Source organism: Ruegeria sp. BF7, from assembly GCF_056538605.1.
In genome coordinates, this window is sequence record NZ_JBQFTM010000002.1 from 172,771 (window position 1) to 191,509 (window position 18,739).

The window sequence follows — 18,739 nt, forward strand, 5'->3', positions numbered from 1 at the left end:
CAAGGCTCTCCGCCCCAAGCTTCGGATCGCCTAGGCAACAAGATCGTAGTGTTTGATCGTTCTGGACTCGACCAATTCGGCTTCGGCCGGATCAATGTGCGGACTTTGATAATCGTCGCCAACAAAGGCTTTCAGCGCGTCCAAACTGCTCCAAACCATCACGAAGCTGAACTCACGCGGCGTGTCGGTCCGCGGAGCGCCCGGCAGAACCTGAACAATGCCATCGGTGCTTTGCATCAAAGGGATCGCGGTTTCGTGGAAAAACTTTGAGAATTCAGCCTCTTTGCCGGGGCGAACTGTGACTTGGAAAATTCGCATGATCATCGGGGTGCCCTCCTTTGCATTGGGCATATTTCGGTTCCTTGACGGCAGGAGTTTATCACAAAGCCCGTCCGTCCGTTAAACACGCCCTACTTGCCATCCCCGCCAATTCACGCCATGCGCTGCATATGACCTATGACGCGATCATCCTTGGCGCCGGTGCAGCCGGAATGATGTGCGCCGCCCATTGCGGTGGCCGCGTGCTGGTCATCGACCACGCCAAGGCGCCGGGCGAGAAGATCCGCATCTCGGGCGGTGGGCGTTGCAATTTCACCAACATGTATGCGGGACCGGCTAACTTCCTGTCGCAGAACCCCCATTTCTTCAAGTCCGCGCTGGCACGCTACACGCAATGGGATTTCGTCGATCTTGTCGGGCGCCATGGCATCGCCTGGCACGAGAAAACGCTGGGGCAGTTGTTCTGCGACGGGTCGTCGAAACAGATCATCCAGATGCTGCTGGACGAGATGGAGCGTGCCGGGGCCGAGCTGTGGGTGCGGACCGAGGTGAAGGACCTGCGAAAGACCGGGTCTGGGTTCGTGCTGGAGGTTGACCGCGAGGGCCAGCGCCTCAGCCTGAGTTGCGCCAATCTGGTGCTGGCCACGGGCGGTAAATCGATCCCCAAGATGGGCGCAACCGGGTTGGCCTATGACATCGCAAAACAGTTCGGCTTGCGGATGACCGAGACGCGCGCGGCACTGGTGCCGTTCACGTTTTCGGACGGGAAATTCAAGGAACTGTCGGGGCTCTCCTTACCCGCGCGCCTGTCGAACGACCGCATTAGCTTTGACGAGGCGCTATTGTTTACCCATCGCGGCCTCAGCGGGCCATCGGCGCTGCAACTGTCCTCCTTCTGGCACGAGGGTGAGGCGATCCGCGTCAACCTGATCCCTGACCTGCCCCTGTTCGACCTGCTGCGCGAACAACGGCAAAACAGTGGCCGCAAGGCGCTGACAACGGAACTGGCCCGTCACCTGCCCGCGCGGCTGGTGGATTATCTGAGCGAACACTTCCCGATGCAGGGTAATCTGGCCGACCAGTCCGACACCGCGCTGACCGAGTTGATCTCGGCCCTGTCCAACTGGCAGCTCACGCCCTCGGGCACCGAAGGGTATCGCACCGCCGAGGTCACACTGGGCGGGATCGATACGGATGACTTGTCGTCCAAAACGATGGAGGCCAGGGATGTCCCCGGCCTCTATGCAATTGGTGAAGCGGTAGATGTCACCGGCTGGCTGGGCGGCTACAATTTCCAGTGGGCGTGGTCCTCGGGCCACGCCGCCGGAACCGCAATCGCGGCCCGTTAGCCTACGACGTTGTATCCACGGCCGCGCATACAGTTGCGTACCAGAACCTCTTTGTTCTGGTTCTTGTTGATCACATCCGCACCCGCACCGACAAGCGCGCCAGCAATGGCTGCGCGACCCAGATTGTCGCTGCTGTCCTGAACAATCCCAGTAACCGCTGCGGCACCCGCCGCGCCGATTGCCGCATTTCCGGCGGTAGAGCCATCCACACTGGCCTGCGAGGCGGCAAGCTGCTGGCATTGCTGCAGATCAACGTTGTAATTCGGACCGATCGGACCATCAACGATAGGCTGATAATTGGCGCCTGTATTGGTGCAGGCACCCGCAACCAGAATAGCAGGCAGGATCAGAGAAAACTTACGAAATGGCATAGTCATGACCTCGTGTTGAATTTGCCCGGAGCCAAACGTAATTGTCATGGCGCGTCAAGCTGATAGCACCGCAGCTTGGCCCAACCGGCGGTCTATTGCAAATGACTAGTTCGCCAACCGCCTCAGAACCTGTTCGGCAAAATCGTCTCCACGCTGTTCGAAGTTGTCGTACTGGTCGAAACTGGCCGCCGCCGGAGCTAGCAACACAGTCTCACCCGGCTGGGCATCGGCCATGGCCTGCGCGACAGCCTTTTCCATGGTGGTACAGACCTGCGCCTCGGCCTCAAGCTGCATTGCAAAACCTGCGGCCTCGCGTCCGATCACATAGGCCTTGAGTACTTGATCCGCTGCACCGTTAAGCGCCGCCAGACCGCCTTCTTTCTCAAGCCCCCCACAAATCCACCGGATCTTCTTGAACGCCGTCAGCGCCTTCAGCGCACTGTCCACGTTGGTGGCCTTGGAATCGTTCACATAAGTCACACCATCAGCTTCGGCGATGATCTGGCTGCGATGAGGCAGTCCGGGATAGCTGTGCAGTGCGTCCTCGATCACGCGCGGCGCAAGCCCCAACGCGCGACAGGCGGCATAGGCCGCACATGCGTTCTGATGGTTATGCGTGCCAGGCAACCCCTTGATCTGGCGCAGATCAATCGACCCGGCCTGCCGCCCCTTGCGGTATTCCGACAGGAACCCCTTGCGCGAAAAGACTTGCCAGCCCGGCCCTGTTAATCTGCGCGCTACCGAGACGCGGATCACCCGGTCATCCGCCGGCCCTTCAGCCAGCTGTCCCGCCAGAAACGCGCCTTCGTTTTCGTCAATCCCGACCACCGCACGGTCCGGGCCACCCTCAGCAAACAGGCGCCGCTTGGCTGCGAAGTACCCCCCCATCCCGCCGTGGCGGTCCAGATGGTCCGACGACAGGTTGGTGAACACTGCCACATCCGGCGTCAGCGACCGGGCCAATTCGGTCTGATAACTGCTCAACTCCAGCACCACGACCGAACCATCCCCGCCCTGATCAATATCCAGCACACCACGCCCGATATTCCCCGCCAGTTGCGACGCGCGCCCGGCTTCAGTCAGGATATGGTGAATCAGCGCGGCAGTGGTCGACTTCCCGTTCGACCCGGTCACCGCGATCACGCGCGGAGGGGTGTCATAATTGTTCCATTCCGGCCCCGCAAAGGACCGGAAGAACAGCCCAATATCATTGTCCACGGGCACCCCAGCTACGAGCGCCGCAGCCACCACCGGATTCGGTTCAGGATAGAGATGCGGGATACCGGGCGAGACAATTAAAGAGGCGATGTCGTCAAACGCCCCGTGACGGTGCAGATCTAGGCAGGCGAACCCTTCGGCCTCGGCTATTTCGCGGGCGGCTGGATTGTCATCCCAGCAGATCGGCTCGGCCTTACCTGCCCGCAACGCGCGCGCTGTGGCCAGACCCGATCGGCCAAGCCCCAGAACCGCAACTTTCTGCCCTGAAAACCCTTTGACCGGGATCATGCCACCTACCTTTTTCTGACGTCCAATTGGCCGCCACACTGCGCAGATGGGACCACCGAAGGCAAGAGTGACAAAAGGCTCGCGCATCAGCGCGAGCCGGACCCAACAGGAGGCAGGAGGACCGCAGGTCCGCCGAACCTGGCGGGAGTACTACCTGACTTTCAGCGTAGCCAAGCCAATCATCGCCAGGATCAACGAGATGATCCAGAACCGGATCACGATTGTCGGTTCGGCCCAGCCCTTTTTCTCGTAGTGGTGATGGATCGGCGCCATCAGGAATACACGGCGCCCAGTGCGTTTGAAATACAGCACCTGAATGATCACACTCAGCGCTTCGACCACGAACAGGCCGCCGACAACAGCCAGAACCAACTCGTGCTTAGTGGCCACTGCAATCGCACCCAGCGCACCGCCCAAGGCCAGCGACCCGGTATCGCCCATGAACACGGCCGCAGGTGGCGCATTGTACCAAAGAAAGCCCAGCCCGCCCCCGAACAACGCCGCAGTAAAGATCAGGATTTCCCCGGTTCCGGGCACGTAATGCACGTCCAGATACTCGGTAAAGTCGACCCGACCAACCGCATAGGCAATCACCCCAAGGGTCGAAGCCGCAATCATCGCCGGCATGATCGCCAACCCGTCCAGGCCATCGGTCAGGTTCACCGCATTGGCCGCCCCGACGATGACAACAATCGCAAAGGGGATATAGAACACACCCAGATTGACCAGCGTATCCTTGAAGACCGGCACGGCCAGTTGGTTCTGCAGCGCCTCGGGATGGTGCAATGTTGCCCAGAGCGAGGCCAGAACCGCAATAATCACCCCCAACGCCATCCGCATCCTGCCGGAAACGCCCTTGGTGTTCTGTTTCGATACTTTGGCGTAATCGTCGGCAAAGCCGATCGCCGCATAGGCCAGCGTCACGAACAGCACCATCCAGACATAAGGGTTGTCCAACCTCGCCCAGATCAGTGTCGATGTCACCAGTGCCCCAACGATAAGCAAACCGCCCATGGTCGGCGTCCCGGCCTTGGAAAAATGCGCCTCTGGCCCATCATCCCGGATCGGCTGCCCCTTGCCCTGCTTGCGACGCAACACGTTGATCAACGGCTTGCCAAAGATGAATCCAAAGATCAGCGCCGTCAGAAAGGCCCCGCCCGCACGGAAGGTGATGTAGCGGAAGAGGTTAAAGAAATCCCCTCCATCCGACAGGGCGGTCAACCAATAGAGCATTACAATACCTTTCCTAGGCGGCAATCATGGGTCAAGCGCGCTCCCTTGCCCCATTTTCCGCAAACCGTCAACAATCTGAGCCAGCGCCATGCTGAGCGAACCCTTGGCCAGCACCGTATCCCCTGAGCGGATCAATTCCGGCAGGTGTCTTGCCATCTCGGCGCTGGTCTCGAACCAGAGCCCGCGCTTTTCGTCGGGCAACGCCTGATGCAAGGCCTTCATCAGCGGGCCTATGCAGTGAACCTGATCAACCTGCGTCATTGCCGCGACATCGGCCAGTCCGGCATGCATGGCAATTTCCTGCCCGCCCAACTCTTTCATATCGCCCAGAAACGCGATCCGACGGGCGCCTTGCGACGCGGCCAGTACATCCAATGCAGCCGCCATCGAGGTGGGATTGGCGTTGTAGCTGTCGTCCAACAACTCGATCTGCGCACCTGTCGCCAAAGGCAGCGTTTCGCGCACGCCGCGCCCCTTGACCGGAGACCACCGGCGCAATCCGGCGATGGCCGCGTCCAGATCTACGCCCATCTCAACACAAGCCGCCAGAGCACCCAGCGCGTTCATGGCAAAATGCTTTCCTGCCGACTGCACATCATAGGTGATGACCAAGTCGCCGACGGTCGCCCCGGCATGAACCGAGTCGGCGCTTTGCGACACGTCGGTCAGGTTGTAATCCACTGCCTTGCGGCCAAAATCCACGATCCCGGCCCCTTGATCCTGCGCAGTCTGGCGTACGATGTCCGCGTGATCGATATCGGCATTCACAATGGCCGCGCCGCCGTGTTCAAGCCCTTCGAAGATCGCGGCCTTTTCATGGGCGATGCCCGCAACCGACTCGAAAGCCTCAAGATGCACTGCCGCCACGGTCGTCACCAATGCCACATGCGGACGCGCCTGCCGGGCCAGCGGAGCAATCTCTCCGGGATGGTTCATGCCGATCTCGATCACCGCGAATTCAGTGTCGCGCGGCATCCGTGCCAGTGTCAGAGGCACCCCCCAGTGGTTGTTGTAACTGGCCACACTGGCATGGGTTTTTCCCTGCGTTTCCAGAATGGTGGCCAGCATTTCCTTGGTCGAGGTCTTGCCGACGCTGCCTGTTACCCCCACGACACGCGCGTCCGTCCGGGCACGGCCCGCTCGCCCCAGCGCCTCGAGTCCGGTTTGCACGTCATCGACGATTAACAGCGATGCGTCTTCAGATACGCCCTCAGGGATGCGAGACACCAACGCCGCGCCCGCCCCTTTTTCTAGCGCCTGCGCCACGAAATCATGCCCGTCCCGCGCGGCCTTGAGCGCCACAAACAGGTCTCCGGGTTGGAGGGTTCTGGTGTCGATCGACACGCCGTTCACCACCCAATCGTTGGTGGCGCGCCCACCGGTAGCCTCAGCAGCCTCGGCCGCGGTCCAGAGCGTCATGCCACTCTCCCGTCCAGCGCGGCGACGCTGATGCTGGCTTGTTCCACATCGTCAAAGGGCAGAACCTGGTCGCCGACGATCTGGCCGGTCTCGTGACCCTTCCCTGCAATCAATAAGACATCGCCCGGTTGCAAAGCATCAATGCCGCGCAATATGGCCTCGGCCCGGTCACCGACTTCGGTGGCCTCCGGCGCGCCCAGCAAAACAGCGGCGCGGATGGAGGCCGGATCTTCGCTGCGCGGATTGTCGTCAGTAACGAAGACGACGTCAGCGTTTTCGGCGGCGGCCTGACCCATCAACGGGCGCTTGGTCGCGTCGCGGTCCCCGCCCGCGCCAACGACAGCGATCAGACGGCCCATCACATGCGGGCGCATCGCCCTCAGCGCCGTCGCCACCGCATCCGGGGTGTGCGCGTAGTCGACAAACACCGCTGCGCCATTGTCTCGCGTCGCGGCCAGTTGCATACGGCCCCGAACAGTTGTCAGATGCGGCAAAGTTTCGAAAACACGTTCAGGTTTCTCACCAGCGGCAATGACCAGACCGCAAGCCAGCAGAACGTTCTCGGCCTGAAACCCTCCGATCAGGTTCAGGCGAGTCTGGAACACCTTGCCCTGCCATGAAAAGCGCAGGTCCTGCCCGGTCGAGTCGAAGCGCTGGTTCTTCAGGCACAGATCGGCGCCGCCCGACCCGACGGTCAGAACTGACTGACCGCGCGCTTCGGCGATCTTGCGGATTTCGTCGCCCTTGGAATCGTTCATATTGATGACCACGGTCCCGTCTTGCGGCAGAACCCGGTCGAACAGCCCAGCCTTGGCGGCGAAATAAGCCTCGAACGTTTCGTGATAGTCCAGATGATCCTGAGTGAAGTTCGAGAACCCCGCAGCGGCTAAATGCACGCCATCCAGGCGGCGCTGTTCCAGACCGTGCGAGGACGCCTCCATCGCCGCATGTGTGACGCCGTTCTCAGCAGCCTCTGCGAGGCAGCGGTTCAGAGTGATCGGCTCGGGCGTGGTGTGTGCCAGCGGCGCTGTCCATGCGCCCTCAACACCCGTGGTGCCGAGGTTTACTGCCGCGTGACCAAGTTCCATCCAGATCTGGCGCACAAAGGTCGATACCGAGGTCTTTCCGTTGGTTCCGGTCACGGCCACAATCGTCTGCGGTTGAGCGCCGAACCACAGCGCGGCACATCCGGCCAGTGCCTGACGCGGGTCTTCGACCACCACCAGCGCAGCGTCCGATGCGGCCAAGTCCTCGGCGGCAATCTCAGCCCCTTCGGCGTCGGTCAGAATTGCGGCAGCGCCCATGCGTAGAGCGAACTGAATATACTCTCCACCATGAACACGGGTGCCGGGAAGGGCCGCGAAGAGGTAACCGTCCTTGACCTCGCGGCTATCAACGGCCAGCCCGGTGATCTCGGGATTCGCACCGCCCCTTGCGGTCAGGGCCAGTTGGCTGAGTGTTTTCGTCCTTATGCCCATGACCCACCTTTTGTTGGACAGCCTAATTTGAGGTCAGGGTTATAGCAGCGCGGGCCTCAGGCTCAACCCGGGGACGCAGGCCCAGCAACGGGGCAATGCGGCCGATCAGTTCTGCGGCCACAGGAACCGCCGTCCACCCCGCCGTGCGGCGCTTTTCGCCATAGGCCACGATGGACGGTTCATCCAGCGTGACGATCAGCACATATTTCGGATCATAGGCCGGAAAGATCGTTGCAAAGGTCGCGATCACCTTGTCATCGTAATAGCCACCGCGCGGCTTGGGCTTATCTGCAGTGCCGGTTTTTCCAGCCACGTCATAGCCAGCCACGTCGCCAAAGCTGGCCGTGCCGTCGGTCACAACCTTGCGCAGCATGTTCTGTGCCTGCTTGGCCGCGTTTTCCGACAACACGCGCGGGCCGTACTGGGGGCCGTTCTTGCGCAGGATGGTAGGGCTGACATAGTGCCCGCCATTGGCAATCGCCGCATATCCGGCAGCCAGATGCATCGGGCTGGTCGACAACCCGTGGCCATAGGAAATGGTCACCGTGCTCAGCTCGCCCCATTTCTTCGGCTTGAGCGGCGCGCCGCCGGCGGCCTCAACAATCTCAAACGGAGTCGGATCGAACATACCCAGCGATTGCAGGAAATCCTGCTGACGCTTTGCGCCAATCTGCAGCGCCAGCCGCCCTGTGCCCCGGTTCGAGCTGTGGACGATCACGTCCGCAACGCTGATCTTGCCGTAGTTCTTGCCGTTGAATTCACCAATCGGAAAGCGACCGATTTTCATCGGACCCGAGGTGTCGATGATCGTCTCGGAATTCACCAGACCCAATTGTACCGCTTGCGCGGCTGTGAATATCTTGAAAACCGAACCCAATTCGTAGACGCCCTGCACATAGCGATTGAACAGGGGGCTGTCTGATGGATCAAACCCCGAGGTCGGCGGACGCGGGCGATCATTCGGATCAAAGGACGGAAGCGATGCGGCCGAGACAACTTCACCCGTATGCGCGTTCATCAGAACGGCCGAGGCGCCTTTGGCATTCATGATCTTCATACCGCCGTAAAGAACCTGCTCGACCGCTGCCTGAATGGTCAGGTCCAGCGACAGTTGCAGCGGTTTGTTGCCATTCGCCGGATCGCGCAAATAGTCGTCGAACTGTTTTTCGACGCCTGCCACACCGATAACCTCGGCGGCGCTCACACCCTCGCGACCAAATCCCGAGCCACCCAGGATATGCGCGGCAAGACGGCCATTCGGGTACAGCCTCATCTCACGCGGGCCGAACAGGATGCCGGGATCGCCGATGTCATGCACAGCCTGTTTCTGTTCGGGCGAGATACGCTTCTTGATCCAGAGGAACTTACGGTTACCGGTGAAGTCCTTGACCAGGCGCTCTTTTTCCAGATCGGGGAAGATCGCAACCAACTGATCAGCAGCGGCGACCGGGTCGATCATCAAAGGTGGCTGAGCGTAGACCGAATAGGTATCAAGATTGGTCGCCAGAATGCGCCCTTCCCGGTCCACGATATTGGCCCGTTGCATCGCAATCGCGGCACCGGGCGCGCTGGCCAGCGGTTCTTGTGCCTCGGAAGTGGCCAACATGCCCATGCGGACGCCCACGACCGAGAAAGCGCAGAAGAAGAACAGACCCAGCACCAAAAGGCGCCCTTCGGCGCGGGCGCGGGCGCGGTCTTTCATATCTTCGTGACGCTGGCGGATATTCTCGCGCTCAATCGCCTTGGGGTTTTCGCCCCGGGCGCGGGCGTCGAGGATTCGGGCCAAAGGGCGCAGGGGCGTGCGGGTCATGGGATCTGTACCTCACCCAGCGCCTGAGTGTTGGTGATCGCCTGCAATTCAATCGGGTCAACGATGGGCAGATCCGGGTCCTCGGCGTATGAAATCTGATCGGCGCGACCGAATTGCTCGGCGCGCAGCGGCAACAGGCCCAGGCGCTCAAAGTTCAGGTCAGCCAACTCGCGCAGCCGGTCGGGACGGTTCAGATAAGCCCATTCGGCGTTCAACACGGCCAGCCGCACCTGTGCCATGCCAATCTCGCGCTGCAGCTTCTGTGTTTCCTTCACCACTTGCTGGGTGCGGTAATTCTCTTGATACGCCCAAAGCGCCAGTCCGAACACGGCCAGAGCGGTCAACACATACAAAACACTCTTCATTTCGCCCTTCCCCCAATTTGTGGCATCCCAATGGCGCGGGCCTCAATTTCCCCTGCCGGAGCCTCGGTCCGCACCGCCACGCGCAGCTTGGCCGAGCGCGCACGTGGGTTTTCCTGAAATTCCTGCTCGTCCGGCCCTACAGCTTTGCGTGTCTTAAGCGTGAACTGCGGTTGCCCTTGCTCAATCTCGGGCGCAAAGCGGTTGGCGCGCCCGGTTTTACCCGCACGGGATTGAAAGAACCGTTTGACCATACGGTCCTCGATGGAATGGAACGTCACGACGGCCAGTTGCCCCCCGGGCTTCAACGCCCGCTCGGCTGCCATAAGACCCTGAAACAGCTCTTCATATTCGGCATTCACTGCAATTCGCAGCCCCTGAAAGCTGCGCGTCGCAGGGTGCGACTGTCCCGGCTTGGGACGCGGCAAACAGGATTCGACGATCTCAACCAGACGCAGGGTCGTGGTGATCGGCTCTTCTGCCCGCGCCTTGACGATGGCTTTGGCGATGCGTCGGCTCGCCCGTTCTTCACCATAGTGAAACAGGATGTCCGCCAGCTGCGTTTCGGTCGCCGTGTTTACCAGGTCAGCAGCACTTTCGCCTTCCTGACTCATCCGCATGTCCAGCGGGCCGTCCTTCATGAAGGAAAACCCGCGCTCGGCCTGATCCAGCTGCATCGACGACACGCCGAGGTCCAGCACGACCCCATCCAAGCCCTGCGCATATTCATCCATGCGCGAGAATACACCGGGCTGCATCACCAGCCGATCACCATAGTCACTTGCCCAGTCCGCTGCCATTTCGAAAGCCAGCGGATCACGGTCCACGCCGATTACCTTGTCCGCCCCAGCCTCCAGCAACCCGCGCGTATAGCCGCCCGCGCCAAACGTCCCGTCCAGCCAGACGCCGGACACCGGTGCCACTGCGGCCAGTAAGGGGCGCAACAGGACAGGGATATGAGGTTTATCGGAAGGGGTTTCAGCGCCGGCCATGCCGCTACGCGTCCCCGACGCCGTCTAGGTACACAAGAGGATCAAAGTCCTCGGGCTGTTCGTCCAACCAATCCTCGGCTGCGGCCAGCTCTTCGGATTCATAGGTCTCGGGCTTCCAGATCTGGAACGTGTCACCGGCAGCAATAAAGAACGCCTCGTTTTCAAGCCCGATCTTGGTGCGCAGCTTGGCGGGCAGCACCAAGCGCCCCGTCTCGTCCACCGTGGTTGGGAAGGACTGACCATGGAACATGCGTTGCAGCATCTTTCGCTGCATCGAGCCACGCGGCAGCGCGTCGATCTTGTCATCGACCTCGTTGATGGCCTGCATAGTATAGCATTCAAGGAATTTACGGCGGTGGTCCCCATAGACGATCACCAGTTCAGGCGTATCTCCGGGCTGCCAGTTGGAATCAGAGGCTTCAAGTACACGGCGAAACGAGGCCGGGATCGACACCCTGCCCTTCGTATCCACCTTATGGTGGCTTTCACCTCTAAACCTGCGCGCCAAGACGATTGTCCCTTTCGCTTGCGCCCCACCTAAATCTCACGTCCCCCGGATGAAAAACGGCGGGTTGATCTGCTGCCACTGATCAACCCGCCGCATTGACCCGCTTTGCGGGATGTCCAGCTGCGCGCGCCACCTGGGGGGATGTCTGCTCGCCCGCGCGCCGGATCTCTTGAGTGATGAAAGCGAGATGCCTGTATGAAACCTGTTTTTATTGGTTCGGGGTCGTTTGGCGCCCCATGTGCCTCGTCCTCATCGGATAAACTAGGGATGCCATGGGAATTCATGGAAATCAACAAGAAAATTCATCAAGTCATCGATGGATTCACAGCACAGACAAACTGAGGACAAATGAAAATCGCACACAATTCACCACAAATACGAAAAATCTTTACTTCGCACACTATATATTGTGTATATTTTCAATGCCCGCTTTGTCCCATGATTTCCCAATATTTTTAAGTGAGCAGGGATTCTTGCGCTTAATCACCTATCCAGGTGGAACTCCCCACCTCGAATCACCCCGCGCTACACAATGTTGAACCGCGTTTCCAAGCCCGGCCAAAATTCACCCATGAATTCCCATAGGCCTGGAGACAACCGTTAACGGGGCTCGCCATCGATCAGCGATTTCAAAACGCACAAATTTCAAAAGAAGCCGCACAAAGAAAAAGCAATCACTCATACCTTGTGGCGCCCGGTCTCATGCGAATCCAGCCAACACGATAGCTAAATCCTTTATTTAAAGGCTTTTCATCACCCGAATGTTCAACTCATTGATATCTATGCAGTTGCTGCATAGCAGCATTGACGACGCGGGCTATTGTGCAATTGCAGCATTCGCCTATTTTCAATCTCAAGCAAACGCCGGGCCACACCGGCACCAACAAAAAAAATCGGGTAAGGCAGATGGCTGCAGCAACACATCATTCCGCGCTAAAAAGCGCACCGGCAACCGGGCTGACTTCGCTGATTGAGGCTGTAAAGACCCGGTTCGTCCGATATCGCGCCTACCGCCAGACGGTCAACGAACTGTCTGAACTGTCGAACCGCGAGTTGGCCGATCTGGGCCTGCACCGCTCGATGATCCGCCGCCTTGCACTGCAAGCGGCCGAAGAACACGTCGCGCACTAAGCGCGCAAAGACATAACCGAGATCAGGTCCTTCCTCCTCCCTTTAGGACCTGTATTTCAGCGGCGACATCTCTCCTCCTCCCTGATGTCGCCGCGCCCTATACCGGCCCTGAACGCCGGAAACTGACACATCGGGTACTCCTCCTCCCTTTCCCGGTGTTGAAAGTGCGCGGTGACGTCGTCCTCCTCCCTGACGTCGCCGCGTCTTCCTCATACCCGGATCAAACCCGGGCTCGCATACATCGGGGCTCTCCTCCTCCCTGCCCCGATGTTGAAAAGAACGGCGGTTTCCTCTCCTCCTCCCTGGAAACCGCCGTTTTTTGTTTTTCAAGGGCTGATGTAGAATGGAACCCTGAATGGATTGTCAGGAGCTTCCAATGGCCGCCTATTTCATCGCGCAAATTTCTATTCACGACCCGGATGGGTATCAGGAATATCTTGAAGGCTTCATGCCTATCTTTGACCGCCACGGAGGCCGCTTGCTGACAGTCTCATCGAAACCGGTGGACGTAGTTGAGGGCACTTGGTCTGAAAACGGCATCGTTCTGATGGAATTTCCATCGCTGGAGGCCGCCAAGGCATGGAAGGACGACCCCGACTACATCGAACTGGCAAAAGTCCGGCACCGCACAGCAAAGACAAATATGGTGTTGATCGAAGGACTCTAGAACGGCACGTCATCTTTAGCTGACAAGAAACGGGACACCACTTTCTTGGTGCCCGCCTTGTCGAAATTGACCTCGACCTTATCGCCCTCAATGCCAATCACCGCGCCATAGCCGAATTTCTGGTGAAACACGCGCTCCCCCAGCGTGAAACTGGCCAGCGCAGTGGCATCGATCACCGAATTGCGGCTTTCGCGGGGTTGTGACGTGCCGTATTGCCCCTGCCGTGCCTGCATGCGCTTCCAACCGGGCGAGTTGTAGACATTCGCCTCGGCCGCTCGGGTTTCGATGCTGGCAGTTGGCTGCCCACCGCCATAGAGGCCCGGAGGCGTCAGCACCTCCACATGATCCTCGGGCAGTTCGTCGATGAATCGCGACGGCATCGCGTTCTGCCACTGCCCGAACACCCGCCGGTTGGCGGCAAAGGAGATCGTACAGACCTCTTCCGCGCGGGTTATACCCACATAGGCCAGCCGCCGTTCTTCCTCGAGGCCTTTAAGGCCGGATTCGTCCATCGACCGTTGTGAAGGGAATAACCCATCTTCCCACCCCGGCAGGAACACGGCGGGAAACTCCAGCCCCTTGGCCGCGTGCAGCGTCATAATCGACACCTTGGCTCCATCACCGTCCTGCTCATTATCCATGACCAGACTGACATGTTCCAAGAAACCCTGAAGATTCTCAAAGTTGTCCAGCTGATTGACCAGTTCCTTAAGGTTTTCCAATCGGCCCGGAGCCTCGGGTGTCTTTTCGTTTTGCCAGTGGGCGGTATAGCCGGATTCGTCCAGAATGATCTGCGCCAGTTCGATATGCGACACTTCGGGTTCCCCGAACCGCAGTGGCGCACCGTCATCAATCACCGAGTCGTCTTCCACCTCGATACGAGGTCCGCGCGTCATAGCGTTCCACCGGGCCAGCCCGTCGATCAACTCGCGCAGGGCTTTGCCGCCTTTGCCCTTGATCAACCCATTATCAACCGCGATCCGGGCCCCATCGATCAGAGACACGCCATTCTCTCGTGCCGTCATCTGAATCGTCTGCTGCGCCTTGTCGCCAAGGCCCCGCTTCGGCGTATTCACGATCCGCTCAAACGCTAGATCATCGCCGGGGCTGACCACCAGCCGGAAATAGGCCATGGCGTCGCGGATCTCCATCCGCTCATAGAACCGGGGACCACCGATCACCTTGTAGGGCAGACCGATGGTCAGGAACCGGTCCTCGAACGCGCGCATCTGGTGGGAGGCACGGACCAGAATGGCGATCTCATCCAGCCCTATGGGCCGAACACCGCGCGTGCCGCCCTGCATCGCGTCGATTTCCTCGCCGATCCAACGGGCCTCTTCCTCGCCATCCCAATGGCCGATAAGGCGAACCTTTTCGCCCTCTTCCGCGTCGGTCCACAGCTCTTTGCCCAAGCGGCTTTCATTACCCCGGATGACATTGGACGCGGCGGCCAGAATATGCGGGGTCGAGCGGTAGTTCTGCTCCAGCCGCACCACGTACGCGCCGGGAAAGTCCTTTTCGAACCGCAGGATGTTGCCCACTTCGGCCCCGCGCCAGCCATAGATCGACTGGTCGTCATCGCCCACACAACAGATGTTCTTGTGCGCCCCGGCCAGCAGTCGCAGCCACAGGTATTGGGCGACGTTGGTATCCTGATACTCGTCCACCAGAATATAGCGGAACCAGCGTTGGTATTGCTCCAGAATGTCCTGATGGGTCTGGAAAATCGTGACCATGTGCAACAGCAGGTCACCGAAATCCACCGCGTTCAGCTCGCGCAGGCGGGTCTGGTATTGCGCGTAAAGTTCAACACCCTTGTTGTTATAAGCCCCGGCATCCGCAGCAGGCACCTTGTCGGGCGTCAGTGCGCGGTTCTTCCAGTCATCGATGATCCCGGCCAACATCCGCGCGGGCCAGCGTTTGTCGTCGATATTGGCGGCCTGAACCAGTTGCTTTAGCAGACGCAACTGATCGTCCGTGTCCAGAATGGTGAAGTTCGATTTCAGATCGACCAATTCCGCGTGGCGTCGCAGCAACTTGACGCAGATCGCGTGGAACGTGCCCATCCATTGCAAACCGCGCTTGACGTCTACTGGGTACTGCTGCACCCGATCCTTCATTTCCTTTGCAGCCTTGTTAGTAAAAGTCACTGCAAGAATTTCATTGGACCTTGCCCGCCCTGTGTGAAGAATCTCAGCAATTCTTGATATAAGCGCTCTGGTTTTGCCTGTACCAGCTCCGGCGAGAACAAGTACTGGTCCGTCCAGCGCCTTTACAGCCCTTAGCTGCTCGTCGTTCAGCCAATCGAGATGCTGCGAAGGCCGCGCGGCCATGGCTCGCGCGGACAACGATGCGCCCTCAAAGGCGTCCATATCGTCGAAACTGCTCATGCCCCCAAACTACGCCGGATACGCGCCGAGGGAAAGAGTTTGTTCACCCCTTGTTCGCACAGTTTTTTTACCGCATTTCCCGCCGATTCTAACCAATACGCTTCGACGCACTACGCCCCCGTTAACACACTGTCAAAGCTTGCATCCGATGCTGAGGTCAAAGCTGTGGGAGCGTGGATCATGAAAACCCTTGGCGGATCGGGCACGGCGTCCCGCCTGAAACTTGCTGGCATCGTTCTGGACATGGAAGGGCTAACCGCCCTGTCAGGCTGAGGCGTTTTCGCGTTTCCGGCTCCGGTGGTCGACCGGATGCTGGAATCCGACCTGCGCCACGCCGCAACGCAGATGAACCGGCAGGTGGTTTCACATCTCGAGGATGTTGATGCCACCTTTCGTACCGGCGTGCTTGACACTCACGACGAAGAGTTTCTGGAATTGCTGCCCGCGACCTCGGATATCTAACGGTTCAAGCTTTTCAACGATGCGGGGCGCGTCCTGTGGTCAACCCGCCCATCGGATGTGGGTATGGTTAACAGCGACGCCTATTTCAGCGACGTTCTGGGCCGAGGCAACATCGTCTATAAACATGAAGAAAACCCCTAACCGAGGTGGACAATTTCGAACGCGACCCTCTTGAGGTCAGCGGGCCGCGGTCCCGCCATGTGGCCGAAGTCTATACCCCCGTCCTTCGCGAAGGGCGCTTTATCGGTGCGATCGGGTTTTATTCGGATATTACGCAGGTTCGAAACCTGTTCATCAACCTGGTCCGGCTGTTGCTGACCGTGCTCAGCGGCGTGGCCTTGCTTGCCTTGTCGGCGGTGACACTGGTCATTTTCCGCGCGAACCGGCGGCAAGTGCGCAGCCTGCGGGGCCGCGCCGAAAAAGAGCAAGAGCTAATGGATGAGCAACTGCGCCTTGCGCGCAAGGTCCGATTGCTGGGCGAGTTGAACGAATGGCTGCAATCCAGCCGGTCGCTGGATGAGTTGTTCGACATGGTCTCACGCTTTATGACCCATATCCTGCTCGAGGCCGAGGGCAGCGTGTATGTCTATTCCAATTCACGCGATGTGCTGGATGGCTGTGCCAGCTGGAATGGTGGAGCTCACAAAGCGCATATCCACCCGGAAGGGTGCTGGGGCCTACGGCGCGGGCGCACCTATGAATATGGCGCATCCGAGATCGACTTTGTCTGCGAACATGCCGAGCCGCATGACGGGCGCCCCTTTTTCTGCTTTCCCATTCTGGCACATGGGGAAACGGTGGGTCTTTTGCATCTGCGGGCCCATGAGGGTAGTGACGAGGTGTTTCATGCCAGCAAGAAGCTCGCCCAGCTTTGCGCCGAACAGTTCAGCATGGCGATAGCAAATGTCCGGATGCGCGATCAGTTGCATGACCAATCAGTGCGCGATCCACTGACCGGATTGTTCAACCGTCGGCACATGACCGAAACGTTGCGCAAATCCATAAACCGCAGCCAGCAGACCGGCGCATCACTGAGTCTGATTGCCGTGGATGTCGACCATTTCAAGAAGTTCAACGGCACCCATGGGCATGACGCCGGAGACATGGTGCTGCGCGCGGTCGGATCGGCTCTGGAACAGGGCTGTGACCGGGATGAGGTTGCCTGCCGCATCCGAGGTGAGGAGTTCATGTTGATCCTGCCGGACAACACGCCCGACGATGCCATGACCCGGGCCGAGCAATTGAGGCAGGCGGTTGAGGCTGTCTCGGTCCGGTATGGTGAGAAACCCTTGCCACGCATCACGATTTCCGTGGGTGTCGCCCACTACCCCGCACATGGCACCATGCCGCAGGATCTGATGCGCACGGCAGACGATGCTTTTTACAAGGCCAAAGATAAGGGTGGCAATCAGGTGCAGGTCGCCAAAGATGCAGCCTCGGTCACTTCGACTGCGGCAGATTCGAAACACAAACGGTCGCCCAAACCCGAGCCACCGACCTCAGCCGCCTGAAAACCTTGCAGAATCGCCCGGCAGGTTGGATCAATCCATATGGACCTGCACAGCACATTCCCCGGCATTGCCGACCTGAAACGACGCGCACAGCGCAGGGTTCCTTTTTTCGTCTGGGAATATCTGGCAAGCGGCACAGGAACCGAGACCACGCTGCGCCGCAACCGGGCCGCTCTGGATCAGGTGGAGTTTCTGCCCTCGATTCTGCATGGCCCCATCGAATGCGATACCGGAACGCGTTTTCTGGGGCAGGATTTTCCCCTGCCCTTCGGCATCGCCCCCATCGGGATGGCCGGTCTGGTCTGGCCGAACGCAGAAAAGCTGCTGGCGTGCGCCGCCGCCGAAACGGGCCTGCCCTACACCCTTTCGACAGTCGCCAGCCAGAGCCCCGAAGATCTGGCCCCTCATCTGGGGCGGAACGCCTGGTTTCAGCTATACCCTCCGAAAGATCCGGATATTCGCACAGATATGCTGAATCGTGCCAAATCGGCGGGATTCTCGACCCTTGTGCTGACTGTTGATGTCCCGGTCGCCTCGCGCCGTGAACGGCAAACGCGATCCGGTCTGACCAATCCCCCCAGACTGACCCCGCGCCTACTGGCACAGATTGCACTGCGTCCGGCCTGGGCATTGGGTATGGCGCAGAATGGAATGCCCCGGATGCGCACGCTGGACAAGTATATCGACGGGGACAGTGCTCTGCCGCCGACCGCCCATGTCGGTTACCTGCTGCGCACTTCACCCGACATGGATTATGTCAAATGGCTGCGGGACGCCTGGGACGGGCCGTTTATCGTAAAGGGCGTAATGCAGGCCGGGGATGCCGAGCGGCTGCAACAGGCCGGTGTTGATGCCCTTTGGGTCTCGAATCACGGCGGTCGTCAGTTTGACGGAGCCCCTGCAAGTATCAATGTGCTACCGTTGATCCGAGAGGCGACAAACCTGCCCCTGATTTTCGACAGCGGCGTCGAAGGTGGTCTGGACATCCTGCGCGCACTGGCTCTGGGCGCGGACTTTATCATGCTCGGGCGCGGATTTTTGTATGGTCTCAGCGCCTTGGGCGCACAAGGACCTGCGCATGTCATAGACATCCTGCGTCAGGACTTGATCGCGAATATGGGTCAAATGGGCCTGCCGAACCTGCAGGAAACTCCGTCGCCAATCACGAACATTGATGCTGCAGCGCAGCGTGTGTAAGACAATCACGTCAAAAGGCGGCGTTTGCGAGCGATAACATGCCGGTTCTACCCAGAAGGACTGATATACGAGCG

General features: G+C 59.5%; 17 protein-coding genes. 6 read left to right on the plus strand and 11 right to left on the minus strand.

Features of this window, described 5'->3' with window-relative positions; translation table 11 throughout:
• Nucleotides 1–30: 30 nt before the first annotated feature.
• Complete coding sequence (locus ACR0IK_RS06685; protein ID WP_480641144.1) at nt 31–324, minus strand: antibiotic biosynthesis monooxygenase family protein; 294 nt, start codon at nt 322–324, stop codon at nt 31–33.
• A 125-nt stretch (nt 325–449) separates the two neighbouring features.
• Here ACR0IK_RS06685 and ACR0IK_RS06690 point away from each other — a divergent pair, with 125 nt between their 5' ends.
• Nucleotides 450–1,628 carry a BaiN/RdsA family NAD(P)/FAD-dependent oxidoreductase gene (locus ACR0IK_RS06690; RefSeq protein WP_480640898.1) on the plus strand — a complete coding sequence of 393 codons (1,179 nt, stop codon included), beginning with the start codon at nt 450–452 and terminating at the stop codon, nt 1,626–1,628.
• On the opposite strand, the gene ACR0IK_RS06695 is transcribed toward ACR0IK_RS06690, so the two are convergent.
• The 9 genes from ACR0IK_RS06695 to mraZ form a co-directional block, all read right to left on the minus strand.
• Nucleotides 1,625–1,999, minus strand: a complete 375-nt coding sequence (locus tag ACR0IK_RS06695) for a glycine zipper family protein (protein ID WP_480589880.1) — start codon at nt 1,997–1,999, stop codon at nt 1,625–1,627. The two genes, ACR0IK_RS06690 and ACR0IK_RS06695, sit on opposite strands and share 4 nt — an antisense overlap.
• 105 nt (nt 2,000–2,104) lie before the next feature.
• A complete protein-coding gene (gene murD, locus ACR0IK_RS06700) occupies nt 2,105–3,505 on the minus strand; it encodes a UDP-N-acetylmuramoyl-L-alanine--D-glutamate ligase (RefSeq protein WP_480640899.1) in 1,401 nt (466 codons plus the stop codon).
• Between the two features lie 150 nt (nt 3,506–3,655).
• Complete coding sequence (gene mraY / locus ACR0IK_RS06705) at nt 3,656–4,738, minus strand: phospho-N-acetylmuramoyl-pentapeptide-transferase (protein WP_480589885.1); 1,083 nt, start codon at nt 4,736–4,738, stop codon at nt 3,656–3,658.
• A gap of 24 nt (nt 4,739–4,762) precedes the next feature.
• Nucleotides 4,763–6,157, minus strand: a complete 1,395-nt coding sequence (locus ACR0IK_RS06710; protein WP_480640900.1) for a UDP-N-acetylmuramoyl-tripeptide--D-alanyl-D-alanine ligase — start codon at nt 6,155–6,157, stop codon at nt 4,763–4,765.
• Nucleotides 6,154–7,635, minus strand: a complete 1,482-nt coding sequence (locus ACR0IK_RS06715; RefSeq protein WP_480640901.1) for a UDP-N-acetylmuramoyl-L-alanyl-D-glutamate--2,6-diaminopimelate ligase — start codon at nt 7,633–7,635, stop codon at nt 6,154–6,156. The genes ACR0IK_RS06710 and ACR0IK_RS06715 overlap by 4 nt, the downstream gene beginning before the upstream one ends.
• Before the next feature lie 22 nt (nt 7,636–7,657).
• The gene (locus tag ACR0IK_RS06720; RefSeq protein ID WP_480640902.1) at nt 7,658–9,445 is read right to left on the minus strand and encodes a peptidoglycan D,D-transpeptidase FtsI family protein; all 1,788 of its coding nucleotides are present in this window, start codon (nt 9,443–9,445) and stop codon (nt 7,658–7,660) included.
• On the minus strand, nt 9,442–9,810 hold the full coding sequence (gene ftsL / locus ACR0IK_RS06725) for a cell division protein FtsL (RefSeq protein ID WP_480589894.1): 369 nt from the start codon (nt 9,808–9,810) through the stop codon (nt 9,442–9,444). The genes ACR0IK_RS06720 and ftsL overlap by 4 nt, the downstream gene beginning before the upstream one ends.
• Nucleotides 9,807–10,799 (minus strand): 16S rRNA (cytosine(1402)-N(4))-methyltransferase RsmH, encoded by a 993-nt coding sequence (gene rsmH, locus ACR0IK_RS06730; RefSeq protein WP_480640903.1) that lies wholly within the window; start codon nt 10,797–10,799, stop codon nt 9,807–9,809. The genes ftsL and rsmH overlap by 4 nt, the downstream gene beginning before the upstream one ends.
• A gap of 4 nt (nt 10,800–10,803) precedes the next feature.
• The gene (gene mraZ / locus ACR0IK_RS06735; protein ID WP_480589898.1) at nt 10,804–11,307 is read right to left on the minus strand and encodes a division/cell wall cluster transcriptional repressor MraZ; all 504 of its coding nucleotides are present in this window, start codon (nt 11,305–11,307) and stop codon (nt 10,804–10,806) included.
• 906 nt (nt 11,308–12,213) lie between these two features.
• Here mraZ and ACR0IK_RS06740 point away from each other — a divergent pair.
• Both ACR0IK_RS06740 and ACR0IK_RS06745 read left to right on the plus strand, forming a co-directional pair.
• On the plus strand, nt 12,214–12,438 hold the full coding sequence (locus ACR0IK_RS06740; RefSeq protein WP_480640904.1) for a DUF1127 domain-containing protein: 225 nt from the start codon (nt 12,214–12,216) through the stop codon (nt 12,436–12,438).
• Nucleotides 12,439–12,814: 376 nt separating this feature from the next.
• The gene (locus ACR0IK_RS06745) at nt 12,815–13,105 is read left to right on the plus strand and encodes a DUF1330 domain-containing protein (protein ID WP_480640905.1); all 291 of its coding nucleotides are present in this window, start codon (nt 12,815–12,817) and stop codon (nt 13,103–13,105) included.
• On the opposite strand, the gene ACR0IK_RS06750 is transcribed toward ACR0IK_RS06745, so the two are convergent.
• Nucleotides 13,102–15,495 (minus strand): ATP-dependent helicase, encoded by a 2,394-nt coding sequence (locus tag ACR0IK_RS06750; RefSeq protein WP_480640906.1) that lies wholly within the window; start codon nt 15,493–15,495, stop codon nt 13,102–13,104. The genes ACR0IK_RS06745 and ACR0IK_RS06750 overlap by 4 nt on opposite strands.
• Before the next feature lie 309 nt (nt 15,496–15,804).
• Here ACR0IK_RS06750 and ACR0IK_RS06755 point away from each other — a divergent pair, with 309 nt between their 5' ends.
• From ACR0IK_RS06755 to ACR0IK_RS06765, 3 genes are all read left to right on the plus strand, one after another.
• Nucleotides 15,805–15,957 carry a hypothetical protein gene (locus ACR0IK_RS06755; RefSeq protein WP_480589908.1) on the plus strand — a complete coding sequence of 51 codons (153 nt, stop codon included), beginning with the start codon at nt 15,805–15,807 and terminating at the stop codon, nt 15,955–15,957.
• Nucleotides 15,958–16,103: 146 nt separating this feature from the next.
• Complete coding sequence (locus tag ACR0IK_RS06760) at nt 16,104–17,468, plus strand: sensor domain-containing diguanylate cyclase (protein ID WP_480640907.1); 1,365 nt, start codon at nt 16,104–16,106, stop codon at nt 17,466–17,468.
• Between the two features lie 39 nt (nt 17,469–17,507).
• Nucleotides 17,508–18,665 carry an alpha-hydroxy acid oxidase gene (locus ACR0IK_RS06765; protein WP_480640908.1) on the plus strand — a complete coding sequence of 386 codons (1,158 nt, stop codon included), beginning with the start codon at nt 17,508–17,510 and terminating at the stop codon, nt 18,663–18,665.
• Nucleotides 18,666–18,739: the final 74 nt, after the last annotated feature.

What these genes read in the sequence shown, in the direction of transcription:
- ACR0IK_RS06755 (WP_480589908.1), top strand. Translation starts at nt 15,805, where the DNA reads ATGCTGGAATCCGACCTGCGCCACGCCGCAACGCAGATGAACCGGCAG.
- ACR0IK_RS06745 (WP_480640905.1), top strand. Translation starts at nt 12,815, where the DNA reads ATGGCCGCCTATTTCATCGCGCAAATTTCTATTCACGACCCGGATGGG.
- ftsL (WP_480589894.1), bottom strand. Translation starts at nt 9,810, where the DNA reads ATGAAGAGTGTTTTGTATGTGTTGACCGCTCTGGCCGTGTTCGGACTG.
- murD (WP_480640899.1), bottom strand. Translation starts at nt 3,505, where the DNA reads ATGATCCCGGTCAAAGGGTTTTCAGGGCAGAAAGTTGCGGTTCTGGGG.
- ACR0IK_RS06765 (WP_480640908.1), top strand. Translation starts at nt 17,508, where the DNA reads ATGGACCTGCACAGCACATTCCCCGGCATTGCCGACCTGAAACGACGC.
- ACR0IK_RS06710 (WP_480640900.1), bottom strand. Translation starts at nt 6,157, where the DNA reads ATGACGCTCTGGACCGCGGCCGAGGCTGCTGAGGCTACCGGTGGGCGC.
- ACR0IK_RS06715 (WP_480640901.1), bottom strand. Translation starts at nt 7,635, where the DNA reads ATGGGCATAAGGACGAAAACACTCAGCCAACTGGCCCTGACCGCAAGG.
- ACR0IK_RS06690 (WP_480640898.1), top strand. Translation starts at nt 450, where the DNA reads ATGACCTATGACGCGATCATCCTTGGCGCCGGTGCAGCCGGAATGATG.
- ACR0IK_RS06695 (WP_480589880.1), bottom strand. Translation starts at nt 1,999, where the DNA reads ATGCCATTTCGTAAGTTTTCTCTGATCCTGCCTGCTATTCTGGTTGCG.
- ACR0IK_RS06740 (WP_480640904.1), top strand. Translation starts at nt 12,214, where the DNA reads ATGGCTGCAGCAACACATCATTCCGCGCTAAAAAGCGCACCGGCAACC.
- ACR0IK_RS06720 (WP_480640902.1), bottom strand. Translation starts at nt 9,445, where the DNA reads ATGACCCGCACGCCCCTGCGCCCTTTGGCCCGAATCCTCGACGCCCGC.
- mraY (WP_480589885.1), bottom strand. Translation starts at nt 4,738, where the DNA reads ATGCTCTATTGGTTGACCGCCCTGTCGGATGGAGGGGATTTCTTTAAC.
- rsmH (WP_480640903.1), bottom strand. Translation starts at nt 10,799, where the DNA reads ATGGCCGGCGCTGAAACCCCTTCCGATAAACCTCATATCCCTGTCCTG.
- ACR0IK_RS06685 (WP_480641144.1), bottom strand. Translation starts at nt 324, where the DNA reads ATGATCATGCGAATTTTCCAAGTCACAGTTCGCCCCGGCAAAGAGGCT.
- ACR0IK_RS06750 (WP_480640906.1), bottom strand. Translation starts at nt 15,495, where the DNA reads ATGAGCAGTTTCGACGATATGGACGCCTTTGAGGGCGCATCGTTGTCC.